Here is a 22755-nt window from a genome sequence, read left to right as displayed (position 1 = left end):
CTGCACGGTGGAGCGGTGCACCAGCTTCTCACCGTCCAGCCGGAGATGAGGGCATCTCCGGTCCGGGCGATGGCGGTGCGCCCGTTCGGGGTGGCCACGGCCGCAACGGCGACCCCGTCCTCCGGGATGCGGATTCCCACGGGCATGGCGTTGAGAGCGGCGCCGTGGAGGATGCCGAGGAGGGGGTCGCGGCGGAGGGAGAGGCGGGCGATGCAGTCGGCGGCCAAGCGGGAGAACGCGGCCTTCTTCGGGGTGTTGCCGATGCCGTCCACGATGACGGCGGCCACCATATCGGTGCCGGGGGCCCGGTGGACCCAGGCGGCGTCGCAGCTGTACTTGCGGGTGCCATTCCGGGTGGCGACAGCGGTGGTGATTCGGGCCTGGGCCATGAACAACTCCTCCTGTGTGAGTGTGGGATGGGATCTCCGGGACAGCCGCTGGTGCTGGACCACAACGGCCGCAGACGCCGACGGTCGTCTGTCTCCTGGCCGCCCGCAAGGGCGTCGGTCAGGAGCGCGGTGACGTCGGCGAGGTACGGGTCGGTGTAGCTCTCGTGGTCGCTGATGTCGAACAGCGCTTCCTTCGCGGTGACTGTGACCCCGGGGATGACGGTGGCCGCCCGGCCCGCGAGCGCGTTGTTGAGGTGGTCGGCGTCGTGGGAGGCGACCCAGGTCTGGAAGTACGGCCCGAGGCGCAGCAGCGTGTGGCCGGTGCCGTCGGCTCGGCGGGCTTCGACGTGGACTCCGTAGCGGGCGGGGGCCATGCCGACGTCGTCGGGGAGCGGCAGGTTGGCGGCGGCGTGAGTGAGCATCGTGTAGGCCGGCTGCCAGGTGTCGAGGATCGCGGTCGCCTCGCAGCGTAGCCAGCCCTTGCCGGTGTAGCCGAGCTGGTGGCCGTGGAGGTAGGCCGCGGCGTGCGGGGTGTCGGGGTGGACCAGGGTGACGGCGATCAGGTCGGGGCCGTGGTCGTCGCCGGGCCGGGCGTGGGCGCGCTCGATGAACGGGCCGACCCTCACGGCGACGTCCCGGCCGTTGCCGGGCGTCCACGGCTTCGGGGTGCGTACGGCGGCGAGCATCGCGCGGAACTCGTCGAGGACGGCCTGGTCTTTGGGGGAGAGAGCGCCGGGAGCGGTCCCGCAGCGGCGGAAGAGAGGGCGCTTCATCGGGTGGCTCCTATTCGGGGGTGCGGTTGGCCTCAATGCCCGACGGGGCGGGGCTGAGGTCGCGGGCGGCGGCCTTGACGAACTGGTCGTGCGCGTCCTTCGCTGCTTCGCGGGCGGCGGTCAGGTCCTCGGTGGTGGCGTACGCGTTCCGGATCGCGTAGGTGAGCGTGATCATGTGGTCGGCGGCGGCGCGCACGGCCTGGTCCTCGAAGAGGACTCGCAGGGCGACCAGCGGGCGGGTGACCGCGCCACGGGTCATGTGGCTCTCGGCGCGTAGGGTCTCGATGTGGTTGGCACCAGCGCCTTTGAGGACTGATGGGCCAGCTCAAAAGCTCTGTATGCCGACCCCGCTGAGCCGCTACTCACACCGAGGAATCCCACCCCCGTCCTACGGGAACCACCAGGAAGGGCCTGGAGGATCAGAGGGACCTGTGATCCGAACCGAAGGATGAGCGGACCGTTGCGATCGCGGCGCCCTGGACGCCCGGTCAGGCGTTCATGATCGGTACGCGTCGTGGTGCCTGCGCAGCCGGGGAGTGCGTATGGCGGGCAGTCCGACCAGGGTGTACACGAAGGCGCGGTGGTGGGGCGTCAGCGGGCGCCAGGGGCGCGGCGGCAGGGGATAGTCGTCGCGCAGGACGCCGTCCGGAAGTACCCCCGCAGCGGGCATCGGTGAGGTTTCGCCCGGGTAGGCGAGGTACGCCCAGACTCCGCTGTCCAGCGGCACCACGGCCGCGTCGTCGCCGGGTGGACGCCAGGGTGCGCCCGTGAGGGGGTGGCAGGGGACGAGGAGGATGTCGGGACGGGGCCGGGGCGGGCAGATTCCTGGGCCGGCCAGCCCCACGGTACGGGCATCGGGCCCGGCCGGCAGGTACCGGCCGGCGGCGTGGCCTAGCAGCTCGGTGACGGGACCTGCGGGAAGGATCACAGGGCGGTCCTCGGTGGCTGCCACGAGGTGGGCCAGCGCGACCCCGACCGCTGCCTCCCAGCGACGGCTCCACGACCCGTCGGGTTCGACGGGTAGTACGCGGTGTTCGGCGCGCTCGAGCTCGTCCCAGTCGAGAGGTGGACCGGCGGGGAACCCCGAGGGGCGGCGTACGACCGCATCGGGCTCCAGCCACACGGTCTGCCACAGTCCGCAGTCGTCCAGGCGGGTCGCCACGGCCCGCCCGCACCCCTCGCACGCCAGGTTGGGGCCGGCCCGGCCGTCCAACCCCTGGCAGTAGCCCTCGCACTTCTCGGGTATCAGAGTCATGGACCGGGAGTCGCCGGGGGCGATGACGATCCTGTTCCGCGCGCCGAAGGAGACGGAGTACACCGGCGCGTACACGCCCTGCCTGGCAGCAGCGTCCTCTCCGACCTCCTCCCACAACCGCCACGGCGGTCCTGTGGGTCGGGGGTCGACGGCGTACGTCGCGGGCTCCATCAGCGGAGGATGAAGTTCCTCCCATCCCCCGTGATGGGTGTGGACCGGGAGGGCCACTCGGGACATCGGCGCCGTCAGCTCCGAGCCGCACTCGGCACACGCGAACACGTCCAAACAAACTCCCCCTCGCCCCAAATTCCCCTGGGATTGTGCCTCGCCTACGGCGAAGGGCTCACTTGATTTTTCGGGGTAGGGCCGGTGGGCCGCGCCTACGTCGCCACATCAAGCCGCCGCGGTCCGCATCACGTGTCGTGCACCGCAGCGGCCCGGAGCAGAGGCACTGATCACGACATACGTAAGGGCGCCCACAGCTCGTCCTCCGAGAAGTCCGACAGAAATGACGTGGCAGGCAACGGCGCGGCGGCCGAGGGTGCCGGCGGTCATGGTCGGGCGGGTGGAGTCCTCGGTGGCGGGGGAGCCGTCGGCGTGGACCAGGTCGTCGCCGTACAGACACTTGCGCGAAGCCGTCTTCGATTTCCTGGACCCAGTGGTCGCAGGCGGGGTGGAGCTCGCCGAAGGTGGCGAGCAGGGTGCCGAAGAGGGCCAGACGCTCGGTGGTGAGGGGCAGACGAGGCATGCTGGTGTTCTCCTGATCTCGAAATTTTCGGGTGAGGGGAGCGGGGCGGCCGGCCTCTTGCCGATGCTGCGGCCGACCCGTGATCGGGCTCCGCCCCGGCCTGCGTGGCCGGGGCGGGGTCGTTAAGGCGGCGAGCCGGTGGGCCACGGGGGCGTGGACGCCATGTAGGTGTCGGGGCTGGGCTCGTAGCCGCGGGCGCAGAGGTCGCAGCAGCCCTGGGTGCGCAGCGGTATTGGCGCAGAGCGCTTGTTCCGTTGCTGTCGTATTCCTGGCCGAGAAGGTCCGTCAGACGGCTCGTACGTACCCCCGGGGTCGTGCAAATTCGCTGGTCGAGAGGGGGGTTGGCGCGGGAAGCTGCATGCGTGATCGAGCGAGAGGCTGCCGTTCAGGCTGTCGAGGAGCAGCTGGAGCGCGACTATCGGCAGTGGCGGGCTGCGAGTGTGGACGCGATGCGGATGGCTGTGGTCGACGTCGAGGAGCACGAGCTGGTGTGGATCGTCTCCTGGACCTCCGAGGAGTTCGTGCGCACCCGGAACCCGGAGTTCATGCTGGCCGGTCACGGGCCTTATCTGGTCGACCGTGTCGACGGTGGACTTCACCGGGTCGGCGTCGTCTCTGCGGTAACCGGGGAGTGGGAGGCCGACTATCGAGTCCGGATACGTGGGCTGCCGGTGCGCACCGCGGTAGACGATCTACACGATACGCTGTGCGAAGTTGCCGCTGCGCGCGGACGCGTGCACGCTGTGCGGACATTGCGCCAGAGGCTGCCGATGTTTTCGCCTGCGGAGGCCATCGAATATGTGAGCGCCTTGCTGGATGGTGATGTGCCCGCGCGTCTCGTGGCTGTCGCCACCAGAGTGCTCGTGGAGTCCCTCAACCCGGTACTTGCAGTGGAGACGATTCTGAGCGGGGCGGCGATCCGAGCCGGTCAGAGACCCGAGGGGTGACGGGAGAGCCAGTCGGTATTCCGATCGCGCATCTGGTTCCGCTCGTCGGATGTGGTGAGGAAGACGTCGGCGCCACCGTCGTAGGGGTGGTGGATGCGCTGCATGCGGGTATCGGTGATGAGGATTCCGGCCACCTTGTCGTCGGCGGTATCTCGGAGCAAGTCGTCGACGCAGCCACCGTGCCAGGGCCGGTGGGCGGCTAAGAGGTGGCAGTACGTGCGGAACTCAGGGTCGGGATCGTCCTCCGCCAGCAGGCTCTGCCAATACCCCGTTCCGGGTTTCACTGACGGAACCACGGCTTCAGTCGTCCAGGTCGGAGTGATGACGTACACGTCCGCACCAGCGAACAACTCATCGAGGACGGTGTTGTAACGCTCCAGGACGATGGTGTACTCGCTCTCGTCCTCGGGATACCGCTTCGACTCCGGCAGGCTGTGAAAACGTACCCAGACATCCCGGTACGGGTCACGAAGCTTGTACCCAACTGGAGGGCAACTGGGCCAACGCTGCTGCCACAGCTCCGCCAAATCCGCCTGCCCGTCTCCAGACACCCGCCGCACTCGCCCATCTGGCGTATGGACATACCGACGACCATGATGTCGGGGCTCACCCCCGAGGGAAACCGACTTCTCAGCTGTCCCTTCGCGGGCTGCTGATGCGGCCCGGTCCAGTCCCGCTTGACGAATCTCGTTCAGTCCGTCGCGCTGGTGGCGGTGGCGGTGGCGGTGGCGGTGGCGGTGGCGGTGGCGGTGGCGGTGGCGGTGGCGGTGGCGGCGGCGGCGGACGAGGAGGCAAGAATGGGATGGCCTCGTTTTGCACCGGCAAGGCAGGATCAGCCGTGTGATACGCGATCCTCGTGACGATGCCGAGTTGCTGGCTCTGGTTCGCCGCTATGTCACGCCCGAGCGGCGTTATCTGAAGCTTGGCGGCAGCTTGCTGCGCATGCGAAGTCCTGAGTGCCACCGATTCATGCGAGATCTTGCACGGATGCTGGAAGTCAGAGACGAGAGCGTACGGTGGTGGAAGCGGGTGTGGGAGGAGGGCGGCGCTGCCGCCCTGCGCCGGCGTTCGGCCACCGGCCGTCCGCCCCAGCTGGACAACGGCCAGGTCGAGCGGGTGCGGACCGCGCTGGAGCAAGGTGCTCAGGCGCACGGGTTCGAGGCTGACCTGTGGACTCTGGAGCGGGTCGGCGCCGTCGTGGAGCGGGTGACGGGGGTGGTGCTGGCGAGGGCGTCGGTGTGGCGGTTGCTGACCGGCCGGCTCGGGTGGAGTCTGCAGCGGCCGGAGCGTCGGGCGGTCGAGCGGGACGAGTCGGAGTTCGCCCGCTGGATCGCGCACGAGTGGCCGCGCATCAAAGAGGGGCCGTGAACACACGTGCCTGGATCGTTTTCCTCGACGAATCGGGTGTCTCCCTGCTGCCGCAGGTCCGCCGTACCTACGCTCCCCGGGGTCGGACCCCGCTGCTGAGGCACCGGCTGAACTGGAAGCGCGCGTCGATGGCCGCCGCGCTGGGCTACTACTCCACCGACCCCGCCCGCGGGGCCCGTCTGTGCTTCCACCTCAGGCCCGGCAGCTACGACACCGCCGGGCTCATCGAGGTCCTGGAGCAGATGAAGGTGTTTTACCGCGGTGAGCGGGTGGTCCTGGTCCGGGACGGCCTGTCCGCGCACTGGAGCCGGGCGACGCGGGCCTGGGTCGCCGGGGAGGACTGGCTCACCCTGGAACGGCTGCCCGCCTACGCTCCCGAGCTGAACCCGGTGGAACTGCTGTGGTCCTCACTCAAGAAACGCGAACTCGCCAACCTCGCCGGCGACCACCTCGCCGACGCCACCGAAGAGGGCATCCACCGCATCAACCACAACCCACAACTGCCATGGTCATTCATCGCCCACACCGGGCTGACCATCCACCCACTACACCCACAGAACTAACCAAAAGATCAGTAGGCCGTTTCTTATCGATCACCGGATCGTTGGTTGATGTGTGTCGTTGGCTGATGCGCAGTGGGCACGGATCGAGCCGTTGCTGCCTGACCGGACGCCGAGGCGCGGTGGCCGGTAGCGTGATCACCGGCAGGTGATCGACGCGATCGCGTTCAAGTACCGCACCGGGACGTCGTGGATGGACCTGCCCGAGCGGTACGGGTCGTGGAAGGGCGCCTACAGCCGGCTGCGGATGTGAGCGATCGACGCACGTGGGACCACGTCTTCGCCGCCCTGCTCGCCCAGGCCGACGTCGAGGGCGACCTGGACTGGGTTGTTGCCGTCGACTCCACGATCGTCCGTGCACACCAGCACGCCGCCGGCGCCCGTCAAAGGGGGCCCCGGCCGGCGAGCCGGACGGTCCATGCCCTCGCAAGGTCGCGCTGAGGACTGCCTCTCAGATGAGCGGAGAGTCCTCGATCGACTTCCACGCAGGCCTGCCCTTGGGCCATCCCCGGGGCATCCGGTCCTCCGAGAGGATCCCTTCGATAAATTCGGTGGTGCCACCGGGCACCGGTGTGACTCCGGGGTACTGGCGGAAGGACACCGCGACCTGCCATCCGGCCTTCCCGGTGGGAGGGAGGAGCAGACACTCGTCTCCGTTCCAGTCGTGGTAGGCCCACGGGACGATTCGGCTCCACACCGCGCTGACGCTATCGGGCATGCGGGCCACGTCTTCCTCCCGGTAGACCGTGTGGTGGCCACCCTGGTGATCTTCCATGAAGCCGAGCAGTGGCTCGCTGCCTTCCGGGTGCGGCAGATAGAGGTGTCCAGCGAGAACCGCGTCGCCGTACCCGTCTACCAACTCCCGGTAGTCGTGAGGAAGCTCCTCCCCGACCCATTCCTCAATGGCACGCCATGACGCGGAAGATGCGGACCGAAACCGCTGGCGATCACCGAGAAGACGACTGAAGGAACTGGACATTGGCATCACTTCTCATAAATCTCGGACGAGCACACCGTCCGGCTCGTCTTCTTGTTCGTCACTCAGCAGTTCACCTCCATGCCCTGCGACTCGTGGGCACCCCCTGCTTTCCGCCGCCTGGTTGGCGGCGGCGATGATCCGTGATGTCTCCATGCGGGCCTTCGTCGCCCAGCCCGCGGAGTCCGTGCGCAGGGTCGGCTCACTGGTCTGCGTCTCGTATCCGATCGTCGCCATGTGCCCGGTGAGGTCGGGGGGCGATGGCAGCCCACCCGCTCGCGCAGCGCGCCGCTGGTGGCCGGGCGCTTTCAGGCCCGCTCGGCGATCAGCGCTTTGAAAACGACCGGATCGCGGCCGTCGCGCCCCACCGCCGCCCGGGGCCGGGAGTGGTCCTCCCGGCCCCGGGCGGCGGTCGACGGCGAACGGAGGCCCTACATGCCCCGGTCGGGCCCGTAGTGGATCCGCTCCGGATCACCCGGACCGTCCGGCAGCAATGCGAACTGCACCGGGCCCTCATAGAGGATCCCGCTGTACGGGCCGGTCATGTTCGCTCCGATCAGATATCCGTACAGCCACTCCGCGAAGGACACGGGGTGGTGGTGGAAGTCACCGTCACCGCCTTCCGCGAAGATCTGCCCGTCCGCTCCCCCGGCGGCACCGGGGGCGAAGAACACCGTCTCCCCCCGGTCACTGCCCAGCAGCGGAATCAGCCCGCCGGGCCCGCCGAAGATGAGGGTGTCGCTGCCCAGGACCAGCCGGGGATCGACTCCCGCCTCGTCGTCGTACCAGTCGTCCCCGGACCAGTCCACATCATTCCAGGCCGTGATGGTCTCCTCGATCCACTTCTCCAGGTTCCACCGCGCCCGGCCGGGGCGCGGCAGATAGAGGTGGTGGTTGAGCCGGACCGGGGCGTACCGGTCCATGATGATCCGGTAGTCCTCGGGCAGCGCCGCCCCGGCCGCCGCCTCCGCCCGCCGCCAGTCGGCGGCCGCCGCGGGCTCGGCGATGGGCTCACCGAGCATCGCGAGGACCTTCGCCAGATGGTCTCCGCCGGTCATGGGCCAGTCCACTTCGGGCAGTTGCGCGATCCGCTGGTGGACCCTCCGGTGGGGGACTGCCGAATCACACAGTGCTCTTTCTGAGCGCTCCGGCTCCGGACACCTGAACGTTGGTCATCCGTGTGTCGCATGCGCTCACGAGCCGTCCGGGCCGCTCGCACTATCGCGGGCCAGCGAGGCGATGCCATGTAGTCGGCATCGGGCGCATCACCCAGCATGTCGATCAGTACGTCAAGCAGCTCTGCCAGTTCACGCAGGGCAGCGGCCTCGTGTTCGTCCCGGAGAACCTCGCCAACGGTCTGTTCCGGGTTCTCCAGAACGCGGGCGTCGTCGAGGACGTTCACCACCATCGTGAGATCGTCCACCGCATCGCCGGGACCCTGGGCTCTGTCGGCCCAGACGTGCTGCTGGTGTCGGGAATCTGCCAGCGACTTCAGGACAGCAGCCACCTGCACACGGACCGCCGGAAACTCAACCCCGTCCGGATGTGCCCGCCGCCCGGAAGACGTCATCTTCTCCAATGCCCACCCCGTCCTCTTGGATTCGGCCAGTTCCCCACGGAGGAACAGCCCAGGGTAGGGCGACAACGTGACGACGTCCGAATCTGATTCTCATCGGCGGGGGAAGGGGTGTTGGTTTTGAGCTTGGCGTTTGACCCACAGAGGGGCTTCGCTGCTCGGCTCGCACTGCGCTGCCGGCTTCGTGAGGAAGGCCGTTACGACGACGCCGTCGTCATTGAGCAGCCGCCCGGCGTTCTGGATGGAATCGTTCGAGGAGCTGTGGGAGCGGCTGGACACTTTCGAAGGCCTTCGGGTCACGGTGGACAAGAGCAGGGCACTTGAACTGGACGAAGCGGAGCGGGCCCGGGTGTGGGCGGCGAAGGCATGGAACGCCCTGCGGGCGCTGGACTCCTATGCGCATGCAGCCGGGGACGGGTTCAACGGCGGCTTCTGCCAGCACTGCGCACCGGACCGTTCAGGGCAGTGACCTGGCCGCTCAAGCAGTTGGCCCTTGCCTAAATGTTTCTTGTTCGCACTGGCAGATTCGCACGACGGCGGAGTCGTCGGGCAGGTGAAGGTTGAGATCTCCAATAGGATGACCGTGGGCTCTGCCACCGTAGCCTGTCGAAGGACGGTTACAACAAGGGAAGCAGCAACCCCGTCAGGCAGGGGCTCTCTGGCACCGCCAAGCGGTTCTACCCGGACGGGCAGCAGGGCGCATTGGTGAAGATCAACTGGATCGAGGAAGTCTATGCGCCCTACTGAACACCGAAGCAGGCTGCTTGGCGGTACCCTCTGCGCGATCCTGGTGGTCGGGTTGGCGGGATGCGGTGAGAGGGACGACCTCCCCGTTCCGGCGGAGCGTCAATTGGTGGGCTCCTGGAGCAATCCCGATGGGGCCCAAATCGAATTCAGGGAAGGTGGCAGCGGCCTGATATCCAAGGAGGCTCAGCTCCAGGTCAGCGGTGCCCGCAAGGAAGGCGAGCCCGATGGAATGTGTGAGTTCTCCTGGGGAGTGGATCGCATGCCTGCAGGCAAGGACACCTGGGTCTCCATCACCTACCCGGCGGGGCGGTGCGGATTCTCCGGGCCGGGTAGGTTCGGTCTCCATTACTACTACGGAGAATCCGAAGAGCTCCTCCTGGCTCCCGTCGTCGAATTCCCGGAGCCGGATGAGATCTACTCTCGTACGGCGGTGACGGGGTAGCCATCGGCCTTTCCGATAGAGCTCCCTGGGGTCCCGCTGCGTCACGCGGCGGGACCCCAGGGGCCCGGGGTCGCCCACTTCGGCACAGCACCTCGGAAGTCCAGCGGTGCATTGCCATTGTGCTTGCGGTGGTGGAGTGCGAGCAGGGTTCCGAGGTGGTTGATGACCCGGCCGGCCGTGGACTTCGAGAAGCCGAACTGCGGAGCGGGTTGCCGTAACGTCAGATTGGTGCGCCAGTAGATCGCGACCAGCAGCACCCGGTCCTCCAGCGGCAGCCTCCATGGCCGGCCTCGGTGGACCAGATCTGCTCCATCGCGCCGGAGCGTGGTCAGCAGTTTGCCGAAGCAGCGCGGGCTCAGCCCGCGAACGGGGCTGTCCAGGATGGCCTCGATGCCGTTATCACGCTCGCCACATCATGATCATCACTCGGGCCGGTCCCATGCTGAGGCAATCCCGCAGTTACGCTGATCGGGGCAGTCCGCAGTGCGCAAGACCGGGGGATACCGTGAACCGACCACTACTGTTCCTCGACGTGGACGGACCGCTCAACCCATACGCGGCCCAGCCGGCGAGGCGCCCCGACGGCTACACCACGCTCAGAGTCCCCCGGAACGACGCCCATCAGGACGACAGAGGCCTCTCGTCCAGACGGCCCCTGCGGGTCCGGCTCAACCCGGAGCACGGACGAACCCTGCTCGAGCTCGGCTTCGAGCTGTGCTGGGCCACTTCATGGATGGACGACGCCAACCGGTGGATCGGACCGGTCCTGTGCCTTCCGGAACTTCCCTTTGTGGACTTCGGCGACGCCCTGCTCCGAGAACGCCCTGACGGAGTCCACTGGAAGACCGGGCCGCTGGTGGCCTACGCAGGTGGCCGTCCTTTCGCCTGGGTGGACGACGAGCAGAGCGAGCTGGATCAGACCTACGTGACTGCCCACCACCAAGGGCCCGGGCTCCTGCACCACGTCAACCCAAGGATCGGCCTACGGGAGAACGACTTCCGCACACTTGCCGACTTCACCCGGTCCCTGGCCACCACCCACCACACCCAATGAACTTACGAAAAGATCAATAGGACAGCCTTCACGGTGTCGTTGATACGCGTCGTGCTGCACTGTTATCCGGAGGACACTGGCCGGGACACCCCGACCTGACCGCCCCGCCCTCCATCTTCCTGTCCCGTGGCCGTCGCAACACCCCAGCTCAGGGTTGCAGGACTTCGGGCAGTTCGTCCTGCTGCGGTTCTCGTCGAGGCCGGGTGGTCCTCCCCTCGCGCTGTCACGTTGGCCGGGCTGTCACCATGGGCCGTGCAGGGTCGAATACAAGGGAAAGGGGGCTGGTGGGGTGGGGTCTGTTGATCGTTGTCGGCTGGCGGCCGGGCCGCGGATGGCGGCGTATCTGGATGCGGCCTTCACTCCGGGTACCCGTTTGGGGATGCGGGAGGGTTATCCGGGCGTGTCGGTTGTCGTGCACGAGGTGACCTTCGTGACGGCGGTCCGTGTTCCCAGTGGACGGCTGGCGGTGGGCTGTCCCTTCCCCGGGGAGGAGTGGCTGGAGCTGGCCGAGAGGATCCCACCGGGCGCCCACCGGATGGAGGAGGCGTGGACGAGGGCGCCGTACGTCTTCATGGACGAGGCGTTCGAGGGCCGGGAGTCAGCCGGCTGTCGCCTCGTCATCCGCGACGAGCTTGTGACCGGCTGGGAGATGGGCCTGGGGGTGGGACCACAGTCCGGCGACACACCGGAGCGCGGAATCGCGGAGTTCGGCACCGATACGGGGATCGGCTGCTTCGCGGACGCCCCGTCGTGGGAGTCCCTTACCGAACCGTTCCGCAGGTTCTGGGAAACGCCGTTCCCCCGGGGGCCCCGGGACACGATCCGCCTCCCGAGCGGGGTGGAGGCCGTCCACGACCCGGCAACCGGCGCGGACCTGGTAACCGTGGCGGTGGCCGAAGGCGTGACGACCGTCTGGCTGGGCCGCACCGCCCGGGGTGACATCGCCACGGTGGCAGTGGTCCCCCGCGTGGAATCCGTCGACCGGCACACGTGTATCTACCCGGACCCCTGGGAATAGGGCTGCCTCCTGGTCTACAGCCTCCTTCACCCGCCCGCTCTGATCTCAGGGGATGTCTCTGACCGGCGGTAATACCGAGACGCTGCGAGACCGATGCCAGTGCATGCAAGCGAACAGCCCCCGCCGAGGCGGGGGCCATTCGTCTGCTCAGGACAGCCTGGATGCATTGGCCGGCGACGTTGTTGACGCGATGGATGGCCGGGTGTCCGTTGAGTGTGGTGCGGCAGCGGTGGTGGTTGTGGGCGCAAGAGCCCCGCGGCATTGCCACCGGTCCGTCGTGGGGCGGCTTCGCGAAGTGCCCATGTGATCTTTGGTCGGGGTACCCGGGTGTGACATGCCCACCGGGCGAGGGCCGCGCCCGGTGCCGGAGAAAGACCTTGAGGGCGTGGCAATCATGCTCGGCAACGTCCTGGCCGACTGGTCTCAGCGCGCCGCCGCGGCCGCCGCGCGGGACCGGGCGAACGGTCACCGCCCGCCGGGCACTGCCGAGGTTACCCGGAGCCTGCCCCGGGCGGTGACCTTCTTCCGGGACGGTGTGATCGGTCCGACCGCGAAGTACGCTCGTGTCTACCGAGAGCTGTGGATGCCGGTTGTCCCGGACGGCAAGGGCAGGTTCGGGCGGGCTGGACGTCGTGGTTTAGCTGCCCGGCTTCCCCGCCCTCGCGGTCGGGGCCCGACTCCCGGCCCAACCCGGCATCCGCGCAGAAGCGGACCTTCGCCCGCGAAGTCGGCGCCTACTCGCTATGGGTCCGCTTCGGCAGCGGTTCTATCGAGAAGACCGACGGGGTGACGGTCCGGGGTGCTCTTGCTTACGTGGCAGAACAGCCGCTGCGGTCACGAGGAAGGCCGCCTCATACCCTGCAATCACTCCAAAGAGTGACCGCGGGATGTTGAGGAACGAGCCGAACTCGCGGGCAAGGTCGCCGCCGTCTCGTTCGACGACGAGACCCTGACCCTGCGGCCCTGCCGGAAGCTTTTGACCGGGCGGGCTCCAGCGGCTCGGCGATCCGGGTTCCTGCAACCTCGTGGCCACGCCTACTACCGTGACACCGACACCGCCCCCGGGGCCGTGCGGGCACCGCCGTACAAGGAACCGTCGCCCGACGGTAACCGCGCGAACCCGGCACTGCCGGACGGCGACCCCATAGCGAGAGGTAGCTCATGACCCAGGAAGAACAGCGTCCCGCGGACGCATCCGGAACCTACCGGATCGGCGGCGACCTGCCCGTCAACCGGCTCGGATACGGAGCGATGCAGCTCACCGGAGCGGGCGTGTGGGGTCCGCCGGGGGATCCCGGCGAGGCCGTGCGCGTTCTGCGCCGAGCCGTCGAGCTGGGCGTGAACTTCATCGACACGGCCGACTCCTACGGCCCCTTCGTCAGCGAACAGCTCATCCACAGGGCACTGCACCCCTACCCCGCGGACCTGGCCATCGCCACCAAGGGCGGATTCACTCGCCCCGGCCCGGACCGCTGGGAGCCGCTGGGCCGGCCCGAGTATCTGCGGCAGCAGGCCGAACTGAGCCTGCGCCACCTGGGCGTCGAGCGCATCGACCTCTACCAGCTCCACCGCATCGACCCCAAGGTGCCCCTGGCCGACCAGATCGGCGAGCTGCGCCGGCTCCAGGAGGAGGGCAAGATCCGCCATATCGGGCTCTCCGAAGTGACGGTCCCGCAGATCGACGAAGCCCGTGCGATCGCGGACATCGTCTCCGTGCAGAACCTGTACAACCTCGCCGACCGCGGTGCCGAGGACGTACTGGACTACGCCGAACGGGAGAACCTGGGCTTCATTCCCTGGTTCCCGATGGCCACCGGGCGGCTGGCACGCGAAGGCGGCCCGCTCGACACCCTGGCGAAGACCCACGGCGCGAGCCCCTCCCAGCTCGCCCTGGCCTGGCTGCTGCGCCGCTCTCCCGTCGTACTGCCCATCCCGGGCACCTCCCGGGTGTCCCATCTGGAGGAGAACGTCCGAGCCGCCCAGGTGACTCTCGACGACGCCGCCTACCGGGAACTCGGCGACACCCCGCTGGAGCCCTGACCGGCAAGGAGCACGAGCACCGACGACGGCCCGCGCCTGACGAAACGGTGACACGGAGCGTTGCCACCGGCGGCGGGGCGGGACTGCCCCTAGCGTAGGAGGGTGCGCGTAATGGTCACCGGCGGTGCCGGGTTCATCGGGTCCCATGTCGTCGACGCCCTGCGGGCGCGCGGGCACGAAGCGGTGGTGTACGACATCCGGCAGGATCCGGCCGCCGACGTGCGTGACCCCGGCGAAGTGACGCGCGCGCTCGTCGGGGTCGACGCGGTCTGTCACCAGGCGGCCATGGTCGGTCTCGGAAACGGTGTCGTCGACGCGGCGGCGTACGTCTCGCACAACGACCTCGGGACCGCGGTACTGCTGGCGGCCATGGCCGGGGCAGGGGTGCGCCGGCTCGTGCTCGCGGGCTCGATGGTCGTCTACGGGGAGGGGCGTTACGAGTGCGCGGTCCACGGGGTCGTGCGGCCGGGGCCGAGGGCCGCCGGGGATCTGCTGGCAGGACGCTTCGAGCCGTTGTGCCCGGTGTGCGGGGAGGGACTGGTTCCGGCGCTGGTCGGCGAGGACGCACCGGCCGATCCACGGAATGTGTACGCGACGACCAAGCTTGCCCAGGAACACCTGGCCGCCGCCTGGGCCCGGTCGACGGACGGGTCGGCGGTATCACTGCGCTACCACAATGTGTACGGGCCCCGGATGCCCAGGGACACCCCGTACGCGGGGGTCGCCTCCTTCTTCCGTTCGGCCCTCGCCAGGGGGGACTCCCCACGCGTCTTCGAGGACGGGGGGCAGTTGCGGGACTTCGTCCATGTACGGGACGTGGCCACGGCCAATGTTGCCGCCTTGGAGGCGGATTCGGCCCCGGGGGTGCTCAGAGTGTTCAACACCGGCAGCGGTGAGCCGCACGGCGTCGGAGAGATGGCGCGGGCGCTGGCCGTCGCGTACGGCGGGCCCGCGCCGGTCGTCACAGGCGAGTTCCGGCTCGGGGACGTACGGCATATCGTCGCGGACTCGTCCCGGCTGCGGGCGGAGCTGGGATGGGCGCCGCGGACCGGGTTCGAAGCGGGGATCCGGGAGTTCGCCACGGACGCCATGCGCGGCGACTGAGGCGGGCAGCGGACCCGAGCCCCATGGCAGGGCCGAGGGGTCGGCGCCCGGCCCGATCGCGCCGGGCGTTCCGCGGGCGGTCCGCTCGCGATCCGCGACGGGGGTTCCGTTACGGGGTTCCGTTACGGGAACACCGCCGGTGGGCACCGCGACGGGGCCCGTTACGGGGACGCCGTCGGTGGGCACCGCGCCGCCCCGGCCGCCCCGCGGTGCGTCTCCCGGGTGTTCAGGGCGCTGCCGGCAGGATGACTTCGAAGCGGCAGCCGCCCGGAATGTTCCGCACCCTGGACCGGCCTTGGTGCGCCTCCACGATGCCCCGCACGATGGCGAGGCCCAGGCCCGCGCCCGACGGAGGCGTCCGCGCGTCGCTGCCGCGCCAGCCGGTGTCGAAGACCCGTGGAAGGTCCTCCGGGCGGATCCCGCCGCAGCCGTCCGTCACCGACAGGACGACCTCGCCGCCCGTGACGCGGACGGCGGCCACGGCGACGGTGCCGTCCGCCGGAGTGCGCCGGATGGCGTTGACGAGGAGGTTGCCGAGCACCCGGCTCATCTCCCGGCCGTCGACCTCCACGGGGACGGGTTCGACCTGCTCGCCCACCAGCCTGACGCCGTGCCGTCGGGCGAGTGGCCCGGCGCCCGCGAGCGCGTCGTCGACCAGGTCGTACAGGGAGATCCGGGCCAGGGCCAGGGGCAGGGTGCCCGCATGGATACGGGAGAGTTCGAAGAGGTCGCCGACCATGTCGTCGAGTCGTTCGACCTCGGTACGGATCTGTGCGAGGTAGCGGGGCGGGTCGGTGGCGACGCCGTCCTCCAGCGCCTCAGCCATGGCCCGCAGGCCCGCGAGCGGGGTGCGCAGATCGTGCGAGATCCAGGCCACGAGTTCCCGGCGGGAGGTCTCCAGCGCCCTTTCGCGTGCCCGGGACTCGGCGAGGCGGGCGCTGGTGGCGGCCAGTTCGAGGCTGAGGGCGTCGAGTTCGGCCGTGACCGGTCCCTCGGGCGCGGCGAAGGCGCCGCCGTCGCCGAACGAGCGGGCGGCGACGGCCAGGGCACGGCTGCGGGCGGCGACCCGGCGCCCCAGCAGCACAGCGGTTCCCAGCGAGACCGCGGCTGCCATGGCCACGACCGTGGTGACCACGGTCAGATCGTGGGGGGAGAGGAACATCGCCCACGCCACGGCCAGGGTTCCCAGGAGCATGGCGACCACTCCGACCGCCGCGACCACGGTCAGGGACGCGATCAGCGAGCGGCGGCGGATCAGCCGCAGCACACCCGCGCCGACCAGACCGGAGAAGGCGGCCCCGGCGAAGGCGTACCCGGCGATGAGAAGGGTGTCGCGCACGGTCAGTCCCCCTCCGCCGGGTCCGGCAGGTCCGGCTCGAAGCGGTAGCCCACGCCCCACACGGTCCGGATCAACCGGGGCCGCGCCGGGTCGTCCTCGACCTTGCCGCGCAGCCGGCGGACATGGACGGTGACGGTGGACAGGTCCCCGAACTCCCAGCCCCACACCTCGCGCATCAGGGCTTCCCGGCTGAAGGCACGCCCCGGGTGGGCCAGGAAGAACGCGAGCAGATCGAACTCCCGCAGCGTGAGGGCGAGTTCCTCACTCCGTTTGGTGGCCCGGTGCGAGACCGGGTCCACGGTGAGTCCGGCCGCACCCAGGGGGCCGGTGTCCGCGCCGGGACCCGAGCGGCGCAGGACCGACTCCACGCGCAGGACCAGCTCCCGTGGACTGAAGGGCTTGGTGACATAGTCGTCGGCCCCGATCTCCAGGCCCAGAACGCGGTCCTCCTCGTCGCCGCGCGCGGTCAGCATGATGACCGGCACAGGCCCGTGGCCGCGCAGCCGCCGGCAGACCTCCAGGCCGTCCATGCCCGGGAGCATCAGATCCAGAACGACCAGGTCCGGTCGGTGCGCGGCGGCGCGGGCGAGGGCCCCTGGGCCGTCGTCGGCACGGTCCACGCGGTATCCCGCGCGGTCCAGGTAACCGGTGACCACCTCGGAGACGGTCGGGTCGTCGTCGACGACCAGAATCCGGGCACCGTGGCGGCCGGAATCCGCCCGGGGGGCCGGTTCGCGGGTTTTGTGCGACTGCTGCATGGCTCCAGCCTGGCACTGCCCGCCGCCCGGCGTCTCCGCCATGCGCCCGGGCTCCTCGGCCGTCCTCGTTTCGTAAGAGCTGGAAGACCTGAATGGGCGTTTTGCGCTCGTAGGGTGGGAGCCGTGACCTCACCACCCCATGCCGATGTCGTCCTGCCCTGTCTGAACGAGGCCGAGGCGCTGCCCCGGGTGCTCGCCCGGATCCCCGACGGCTGGCGCGCCATCGTCGTCGACAACGGATCGACCGACGGCTCGGCGGATCTCGCCCGCGGGCTCGGGGCAATCGTCGTACACGAGCCGCGCCGCGGTTTCGGCGCGGCGTGCCACACCGGGCTGACCGTCGCGGACGCCGATATCGTCTGCTTCTGCGACGCGGACGCCTCCCTCGACCCCGCCCTCCTCGTGCCCTTCGTCGCCGAGATCCGGTCCGGAAGAGCCGACTTGGTGCTCGGCCGGCGACGCCCGCAGGGCCGCGGCGCCTGGCCCGCGCACGCCCGTGCCGGAAACCTCGCGCTCGCCCGGATGCTGCGCCGCCGCACCGGGCTCCGCCTGCACGACCTCGGGCCGCTGCGCGCCGCCCGCCGCGAACCGCTGCTCGCGCTCCGCCTCGCCGACCGGCGCAGCGGATACCCCTTGGAGATGGTCGTACGCGCGGCCGACGCGGGCTGGCGGATCACCGAGCGCGATGTGCCGTATCTGCCGCGCGCCGGAGCCTCGAAGGTGACCGGTACCTGGCGCGGCACCTGGCAGGCGGTGCGCGATATGAGCCGGGTCCTGGCCGCGCCGCCCGCTTCCTGCTCCGGCCGCCCCGGCGCGGGCTCCCCCTCCGCGGTCGAGTCCGCCGGATCCGCCGCGCACCGAGCAGGTGCGTCGCGGTGAGCACCGTGGTCGTCATCGCCAAGGAGCCCCGTCCCGGACGGGTCAAGACCAGGCTCGCCCCGCCCTTCACTCCCGGCGAGGCGGCCGAACTGGCCGAGGCGGCGCTCGCCGACACCCTGGCCGCCGTGGCTGCCGTACCCGTGGCCAGACGTCTGCTGGCCCTCGACGGTGCCCCCGGGCCCTGGCTGCCGCCCGGCTTCGACGTCGTCGCCCAGGTCCCGGGCGGACTGGACGAGCGCCTCGCGGACGCCTTCGCCCACTGCACCGGTCCGACCCTGCTCATCGGCATGGACACCCCGCAGGTCACCGCCGGGCTGCTCACGGTCGACTTCACCGGCTGCGACGCGTACTTCGGCCCCGCCGAGGACGGCGGCTTCTGGGCGCTCGGCCTGGCCAGCCCCGATCCGGTCCTGCTGCGCGGTGTGCCGATGTCGTCCCCCGTCACCGGGGCAGTCCAGCGGAAGCGGCTGGCCGCCGCGGGGCTGCGGGTGCGGGAGCTGCCTCGGCTGCGGGACGTCGACACCGCCGCCGACGCCTACGCGGTCGCCGAACTCGCCCCGCACGGGCGGTTCGCCGCCAGGCTGGCCCGGTGCGCACCGGCGGGACGCCGATGAGCACCGCCGTACCGGTGCGGGCGGGCGACGAGTGGGCCGGCGCGGACCCCTACGCGGTGGCTCTGTGCGCCGGCCGGGGGCCGCTGTTCCTGCGCCGCGACGACGGCTGGCTGCTGCCCTTGGAGGTCGAGCGCTGGTGCCGCCGGGCCGACCGGGTCGACCGGGATGTGCTCGACCGCTGCGAGGGTGCCGTACTCGATGTGGGCTGCGGCCCCGGACGGCTGATCGCGGAACTCGCCGCCCGGGGCCGTACCGCCCTCGGCATCGACGTCCACCGGACCGCCGTCGCCCGTGCCCTGCGCCTGGGCGGCCGGGCCCTGTGCCGCTCGGTCTTCGAGCCGCTGCCCGGTGAAGGACGGTGGGACACGGCCCTGCTGATGGACGGCAACATCGGCATCGGCGGGAATGCGGACGTGCTCCTCGCCCGGATGAAGGGACTCCTGCGCTCCGGTGGCCTGCTCATCACCGAGACCGACCCGGCAGATGTCGATGAACACACACAAGTGCGGGTCGTCCGGCACCTCGGCACCCGTACGGCCGGCACCTCCTTCCCCTGGGCCCGGCTCGGCACACCGGCGCTGCTGCACCGTGCCCAGGGGTGGGAGACCGCCGCTCACTGGACCGCGGGGGGCCGCCGCTTCGTCGCCCTGCGCAGCCGTAGCGCCAGCAGCAGCGCCGAGCCGCCGAACAGCACAGCGGTCATCACGAGCCAGCGGCCGAGGGATCCCTGCGCCGACACTCCGGTGGCCAAGCGGTAACGCGAATCGCTCACCATCCCGCTGATGAGCGGAAACCATACGGCCAACAACAGGCCGGACAGGGCCGCCGGGACCCGGACGTACATCACCTGCTCCCGGTGGCCCACCGTATCGAGGCCCCGGACGAGGGCCCGGTCCGCCGCCGTGTACAGGGGGAACAGCACGAGATCGTGCAGCAGCGCCGCGCCCACCAGCCACAGCACCACCCCCGTCCAGTCTCCCGCGAACAGCCGGACGCCGGAGTAGGCGGCCACCGCGAACGAGCAGCCGAGGACAAGGATCCGCAAGGGGCTGCCGAGCCCGGCACGGAACCACCGCACGGGTTCCGCCGCCGGGCGACTCACCGTTCGCCGCATCGGACGCTTCACCACTGTGCCATCGCTCCCTTCACAGGTCACCGAAGGTCATACGGGCCACCCACTTGGTGTTCAGCACACCGGGTGCGGCCGGCACGATGACCCTCGCCGGGTGGCCGTGGTCGGGGGAGAGTTCCTCGCCGTTGACCCACAGGGCGAGCAGGGAGCGCGGGTCGGCGACCTGGTTCGCGCGCAGCGCGGCCCGGCGGAAGGCCCCGCGCCGTTGCAGGGACTCCACCAGGACGTCAGGGGGGCCGTCGGGGTAGCCGACGAGGGCGGCCAGATCCCGCAGGCGCACCCCGCGCCACCACTGGTCCGACGTTGCCCAGCCCTCCACACAGGCGATGGGCAGCGCCGCGCTGTGCAGGGAGAGCCGGCCGAGGTCGGCCCGGCTCAGCCGCACGGTGCCGGTGCGGCCCGTCACCACGAGGCGCCAGACGTCGTCGCCGGCCTCGACCGGATCGATCCCCGCCTGCACGGCGGTCTTGTTGACCTGGAAGCCGTTCGGCCCACTGCCGGGATCGGCGCCGCCGTGCGGGGCGAGCAGTGCGGTGCGCCGCAGTACGCCGTCGAAGCTGCGCCCCGCCGTCGTGACGAACAGCAGCAGGGCGCCTCCTCCGACGAACCACAGGGCGCCGCGCCGGGAGACCGTCGGCGGGGCGGGGCGGGGGGACCTGAGCCCGTCCTCGTCTCCCGGCCCCCGCAGGTTGCGCAGCGCCTTCGGGAGCTTCAGCGCGACATGGGCGGCGAAGGCCGCGAAGAAGACCCAGGCACCGTAGAAGTGGAGGGTGTAGAAGGAGCCGGGGAAGACGTAGTCGAGCTGGACGTTCAGTACCCCGGTGGCGAACTGGAACAGCGCGCCGCCCACCAGGAGCAGCAGCGACAGGCGTTCCAGCGCATGGGCGAGGGAGCGTACCGGCGGCAGGGCGAACAGCCGCGGGATCACGGACCAGAGCTTGGCCAGCAGTACGGGGATCAGGGTGATGCCCAGGGTGACGTGCACGCCCTGGTTGAGTCGGTAGAGCCAGTGCGGATCCGTCGGCCAGTCGACGAGGTAGAAGCCGAGGAGTCCCTTGCCGGGTGTCCGGTCGTTCACCGGCGACAGGTCCGGGTTGTACGCGGCGTACGACAGCAGGCCCGTCACGAACAGCACCGTCATGCCGACGAGCAGCACCATGCCGAGCACCGAAGTGAACCGGAGGCCGCGCACCGGGCTGCGCCAGAAACCGGGGGACGAGGGAAGCCGGGGGTCGTCTCGCATGCTCCGACCCTAGGCTCGGAGCACCCGGCCGAAGGGGGCGCAACCCATGACGAAACGCTGACGTCGAACTGGTACCGCGTCCATCCGGCACTTGCGCGGCCTAGCGTGCCGTTGTGACCCCCACCTCATACCCCGCCGAGGACGAAACAGCCCGCCCCGGCCCGCGCCGAGACCTGTACGCCGCCGGGGCCGCCGCCCTGCTGGTGGTGACCGCTGCGCTGGTCGGACACCACATCCAGAACACCGACGGCACCCTTTTCGTCGGCTGGCCGCCCCTGTTCGCCTCCTGGGGACCGCATACGGGACCCGGCTCCCCCGCGGCCGTGCTCGTCGCGGTCGCCGTCGTCGTCCACGGCCCCGCCCTCGCGGCCCGCCTGCCCTGGCGCGGCCTTCTGGCGGCGGTCTGGGCGGCCGCCCTCGCCTGGACCCTCTCGCTGGCCCTGGTCGACGGCTGGCAGCGCGGCGTGGTCGCCCGGCTCACCACCCGCTACGAGTACCTCCAGGTCGTCGACCGATTCCAGGACATCCCGGCCGCCCTGCGGGGCTTCGCCTCGCATATCCTGGCCGACTCCGCCGACCCCTGGCCCGCGCATGTGGTCGGGCATCCTCCCGCCGCCACCCTCACGTTCGTCCTCCTCGACCGCATCGGGCTGCGCGGCGGCGGCTGGGCCGGAACGTGGTGCCTCGTCGTGGGGGCGACGGCGGCCACGGCCGTACTGGTGGCCGTCCGAGCCCTGGCGGACGAACGGCTCGCCCGGCGGGCCGCGCCCTTCGTCGTCCTGGCACCGGCCGCCGTGTGGATGGGCACATCCGCCGACGCCTACTTCACGGCGGTCGCCGCATGGGCGGTGGCCCTGCTCGCCCTGGCGCTCACCCGCTCGTCGGCCGCGGCAGCCGCGGGCTGCGGCCTGCTGTTCGGGCTGACCTGCTACCTCTCCTACGGCTTGGTCCTCATCGCGGTGATCGGCGTGGCGGTGGTGTACCTCGGCCGCAGGGGGCTTGCGGCACGCCCGGCACTGCTGGTGCCCTTCACCCTGGGGCTGGCCGCCGTCCCCGTCGCGTTCGCATCCGCCGGATTCGACTGGTGGGCGGCCTACCACCTGTTGGTCACCCGCTACCACCAGGGAATCGGCGGAATCCGTCCATACGGGTACTGGGTCTGGGCCAACCTTGCTTGCACCGTACTGCTCACCGGGCCTGCGATTGCGGCGGGACTGCGCAGAACAGGGGTGGTGCTGGGCCGCACCCGGGACCGGGCGGGTGCCACCACGACCCGCGCCGCCTGCCCGGCCGCCGTACCCGCGATGCCCACACCGGGCACCGCTGTACGTACGGCCGTTCCCGACCGGGCTGCCGCAGCCGCGAGCACGGCGGTCCCGAACCCGCCCGCCCGGCGCAACGGTGCCTTCGAAACCGCCCCCGCCCGTCTCGCCCTGCTGGTGGCTGCCGCCGTGCTCGCGGTGCTGGTCGCCGATCTGTCGGGGATGAGCAAAGCGGAAACGGAACGCATCTGGCTCCCCTTCGCCGTATGGCTGCTCGCGGCGGGTGCCTTCCTGACCCGCCCCCGGGCATGGCTTGCCACCCAGGCCATGTCGGCGTTGCTCCTCAACCATCTGCTGTGGACAGGATGGTGATCCCACCCTGTGCCGGCGGCTGATCGCGCCCCTGGCACCTCTGCGAGCGCGGCGAGCGGCGGACTGCTCCGGATCGTGTCGTGGAGGCTCCGCACGGTGGCCACCTGGACGCGGTCGTCGGTCCTCGCCGGCCCCGGCATCACGGCGGTGGCCGCCGAG

General features: G+C 70.4%; 24 protein-coding genes and 2 pseudogenes. 15 read left to right on the top strand and 11 right to left on the bottom strand.

What is annotated here, in order from left to right; translation table 11 throughout:
* Positions 1 to 28 precede the first annotated feature (28 nt).
* The 3 genes from ACIQ9E_RS06780 to ACIQ9E_RS06770 all read right to left on the bottom strand — a co-directional run bounded on the left by ACIQ9E_RS06780 (position 29) and on the right by ACIQ9E_RS06770 (position 2588).
* On the bottom strand, positions 29 to 1162 hold the full coding sequence (locus ACIQ9E_RS06780; protein ID WP_403703052.1) for a hypothetical protein: 1134 nt from the start codon (positions 1160 to 1162) through the stop codon (positions 29 to 31).
* 10 nt (positions 1163 to 1172) lie between these two features.
* Entirely contained in the window at positions 1173 to 1421 is a 249-nt protein-coding gene (locus tag ACIQ9E_RS06775; RefSeq protein ID WP_403703049.1) for a hypothetical protein, read from the bottom strand.
* Between the two features lie 237 nt (positions 1422 to 1658).
* On the bottom strand, positions 1659 to 2588 hold the full coding sequence (locus ACIQ9E_RS06770) for a hypothetical protein (protein ID WP_403703046.1): 930 nt from the start codon (positions 2586 to 2588) through the stop codon (positions 1659 to 1661).
* Positions 2589 to 3527: 939 nt separating this feature from the next.
* On the opposite strand from ACIQ9E_RS06770, the gene ACIQ9E_RS06765 reads away from it, so the two are divergent.
* A complete protein-coding gene (locus ACIQ9E_RS06765; RefSeq protein ID WP_403703043.1) occupies positions 3528 to 4112 on the top strand; it encodes a YrhB domain-containing protein in 585 nt (194 codons plus the stop codon).
* On the opposite strand, the gene ACIQ9E_RS06760 is transcribed toward ACIQ9E_RS06765, so the two are convergent.
* Positions 4094 to 4639, bottom strand: coding sequence for a hypothetical protein (locus tag ACIQ9E_RS06760; protein WP_403703040.1), 546 nt, complete (start codon positions 4637 to 4639; stop codon positions 4094 to 4096). The two genes, ACIQ9E_RS06765 and ACIQ9E_RS06760, sit on opposite strands and share 19 nt — an antisense overlap.
* 313 nt (positions 4640 to 4952) lie before the next feature.
* On the opposite strand from ACIQ9E_RS06760, the pseudogene ACIQ9E_RS06755 reads away from it, so the two are divergent.
* The 5 genes and pseudogenes from ACIQ9E_RS06755 to ACIQ9E_RS06735 form a co-directional block, all read left to right on the top strand.
* Positions 4953 to 5066, top strand: a pseudogene (locus ACIQ9E_RS06755) (hypothetical protein); the annotation flags it as partial.
* Between the two features lie 33 nt (positions 5067 to 5099).
* Positions 5100 to 5480, top strand: a complete 381-nt coding sequence (locus ACIQ9E_RS06750; protein ID WP_403704017.1) for a winged helix-turn-helix domain-containing protein — start codon at positions 5100 to 5102, stop codon at positions 5478 to 5480.
* A complete protein-coding gene (locus tag ACIQ9E_RS06745; RefSeq protein WP_403703037.1) occupies positions 5477 to 6043 on the top strand; it encodes a transposase in 567 nt (188 codons plus the stop codon). The genes ACIQ9E_RS06750 and ACIQ9E_RS06745 overlap by 4 nt, the downstream gene beginning before the upstream one ends.
* 145 nt (positions 6044 to 6188) lie before the next feature.
* On the top strand, positions 6189 to 6293 hold the full coding sequence (locus tag ACIQ9E_RS06740; protein ID WP_403703034.1) for a transposase: 105 nt from the start codon (positions 6189 to 6191) through the stop codon (positions 6291 to 6293).
* On the top strand, positions 6290 to 6481 hold the full coding sequence (locus ACIQ9E_RS06735) for a hypothetical protein (protein WP_403703031.1): 192 nt from the start codon (positions 6290 to 6292) through the stop codon (positions 6479 to 6481). The genes ACIQ9E_RS06740 and ACIQ9E_RS06735 overlap by 4 nt, the downstream gene beginning before the upstream one ends.
* Before the next feature lie 10 nt (positions 6482 to 6491).
* On the opposite strand, the gene ACIQ9E_RS06730 is transcribed toward ACIQ9E_RS06735, so the two are convergent.
* From ACIQ9E_RS06730 to ACIQ9E_RS06720, 3 genes are all read right to left on the bottom strand, one after another.
* Complete coding sequence (locus tag ACIQ9E_RS06730) at positions 6492 to 7019, bottom strand: hypothetical protein (RefSeq protein WP_403703028.1); 528 nt, start codon at positions 7017 to 7019, stop codon at positions 6492 to 6494.
* A gap of 428 nt (positions 7020 to 7447) precedes the next feature.
* Positions 7448 to 8074, bottom strand: a complete 627-nt coding sequence (locus ACIQ9E_RS06725; protein ID WP_403703025.1) for an SMI1/KNR4 family protein — start codon at positions 8072 to 8074, stop codon at positions 7448 to 7450.
* Positions 8071 to 8595, bottom strand: a complete 525-nt coding sequence (locus ACIQ9E_RS06720) for a hypothetical protein (protein WP_403703022.1) — start codon at positions 8593 to 8595, stop codon at positions 8071 to 8073. Before ACIQ9E_RS06720 ends, ACIQ9E_RS06725 begins: the two co-directional genes overlap by 4 nt.
* A gap of 214 nt (positions 8596 to 8809) precedes the next feature.
* Here ACIQ9E_RS06720 and ACIQ9E_RS06715 point away from each other — a divergent pair, with 214 nt between their 5' ends.
* Positions 8810 to 9061 (top strand): hypothetical protein, encoded by a 252-nt coding sequence (locus ACIQ9E_RS06715; protein WP_403703019.1) that lies wholly within the window; start codon positions 8810 to 8812, stop codon positions 9059 to 9061.
* 842 nt (positions 9062 to 9903) lie between these two features.
* Here ACIQ9E_RS06715 and ACIQ9E_RS06710 read toward each other — a convergent pair.
* A pseudogene (locus tag ACIQ9E_RS06710) lies at positions 9904 to 10193 on the bottom strand (transposase family protein); the annotation flags it as partial.
* 93 nt (positions 10194 to 10286) lie between these two features.
* Between ACIQ9E_RS06710 and ACIQ9E_RS06705 the strand changes: the two are divergent.
* From ACIQ9E_RS06705 to ACIQ9E_RS06690, 4 genes are all read left to right on the top strand, one after another.
* Complete coding sequence (locus ACIQ9E_RS06705) at positions 10287 to 10835, top strand: hypothetical protein (RefSeq protein ID WP_403703016.1); 549 nt, start codon at positions 10287 to 10289, stop codon at positions 10833 to 10835.
* 400 nt (positions 10836 to 11235) lie between these two features.
* Positions 11236 to 11853: a DUF4241 domain-containing protein gene (locus tag ACIQ9E_RS06700; RefSeq protein WP_403703013.1), complete on the top strand. Its 618-nt coding sequence runs from the start codon at positions 11236 to 11238 to the stop codon at positions 11851 to 11853.
* A 1161-nt stretch (positions 11854 to 13014) separates the two neighbouring features.
* A complete protein-coding gene (locus ACIQ9E_RS06695) occupies positions 13015 to 13893 on the top strand; it encodes an aldo/keto reductase (protein ID WP_403703010.1) in 879 nt (292 codons plus the stop codon).
* 102 nt (positions 13894 to 13995) lie between these two features.
* The gene (locus ACIQ9E_RS06690; protein WP_403703007.1) at positions 13996 to 14997 is read left to right on the top strand and encodes an NAD-dependent epimerase/dehydratase family protein; all 1002 of its coding nucleotides are present in this window, start codon (positions 13996 to 13998) and stop codon (positions 14995 to 14997) included.
* A gap of 226 nt (positions 14998 to 15223) precedes the next feature.
* Here the strand turns inward: ACIQ9E_RS06690 and ACIQ9E_RS06685 are convergent, their stop codons facing one another.
* Together ACIQ9E_RS06685 and ACIQ9E_RS06680 are read right to left on the bottom strand one after the other, a co-directional pair.
* Positions 15224 to 16336 carry a sensor histidine kinase gene (locus tag ACIQ9E_RS06685; RefSeq protein WP_403703004.1) on the bottom strand — a complete coding sequence of 371 codons (1113 nt, stop codon included), beginning with the start codon at positions 16334 to 16336 and terminating at the stop codon, positions 15224 to 15226.
* 2 nt (positions 16337 to 16338) lie between these two features.
* On the bottom strand, positions 16339 to 17094 hold the full coding sequence (locus ACIQ9E_RS06680; protein ID WP_403704014.1) for a response regulator transcription factor: 756 nt from the start codon (positions 17092 to 17094) through the stop codon (positions 16339 to 16341).
* A 123-nt stretch (positions 17095 to 17217) separates the two neighbouring features.
* Between ACIQ9E_RS06680 and ACIQ9E_RS06675 the strand changes: the two genes are divergently transcribed.
* Genes ACIQ9E_RS06675 through ACIQ9E_RS06665 form a run of 3 tightly spaced genes read left to right on the top strand, consistent with a single transcriptional unit; the run spans position 17218 to position 19345 of the window.
* The gene (locus tag ACIQ9E_RS06675; protein WP_403703001.1) at positions 17218 to 17973 is read left to right on the top strand and encodes a glycosyltransferase family 2 protein; all 756 of its coding nucleotides are present in this window, start codon (positions 17218 to 17220) and stop codon (positions 17971 to 17973) included.
* The gene (locus ACIQ9E_RS06670) at positions 17970 to 18587 is read left to right on the top strand and encodes a DUF2064 domain-containing protein (RefSeq protein WP_403702998.1); all 618 of its coding nucleotides are present in this window, start codon (positions 17970 to 17972) and stop codon (positions 18585 to 18587) included. Before ACIQ9E_RS06675 ends, ACIQ9E_RS06670 begins: the two co-directional genes overlap by 4 nt.
* Positions 18584 to 19345 carry a class I SAM-dependent methyltransferase gene (locus ACIQ9E_RS06665; protein ID WP_403702995.1) on the top strand — a complete coding sequence of 254 codons (762 nt, stop codon included), beginning with the start codon at positions 18584 to 18586 and terminating at the stop codon, positions 19343 to 19345. Before ACIQ9E_RS06670 ends, ACIQ9E_RS06665 begins: the two co-directional genes overlap by 4 nt.
* Positions 19346 to 19732: 387 nt before the next feature.
* Here the strand turns inward: ACIQ9E_RS06665 and ACIQ9E_RS06660 are convergent, their stop codons facing one another.
* Positions 19733 to 20962, bottom strand: coding sequence for a molybdopterin-dependent oxidoreductase (locus ACIQ9E_RS06660; protein WP_403702992.1), 1230 nt, complete (start codon positions 20960 to 20962; stop codon positions 19733 to 19735).
* A gap of 113 nt (positions 20963 to 21075) precedes the next feature.
* Here ACIQ9E_RS06660 and ACIQ9E_RS06655 point away from each other — a divergent pair, with 113 nt between their 5' ends.
* Positions 21076 to 22596 carry a hypothetical protein gene (locus ACIQ9E_RS06655; RefSeq protein ID WP_403702989.1) on the top strand — a complete coding sequence of 507 codons (1521 nt, stop codon included), beginning with the start codon at positions 21076 to 21078 and terminating at the stop codon, positions 22594 to 22596.
* Positions 22597 to 22755: the final 159 nt, after the last annotated feature.

The organism is Streptomyces sp. NPDC094448, assembly GCF_044763775.1.
In the GTDB taxonomy this organism is placed as follows: domain Bacteria; phylum Actinomycetota; class Actinomycetes; order Streptomycetales; family Streptomycetaceae; genus Streptomyces.
This window is presented reverse-complemented; position numbering and strand designations above follow the sequence as displayed.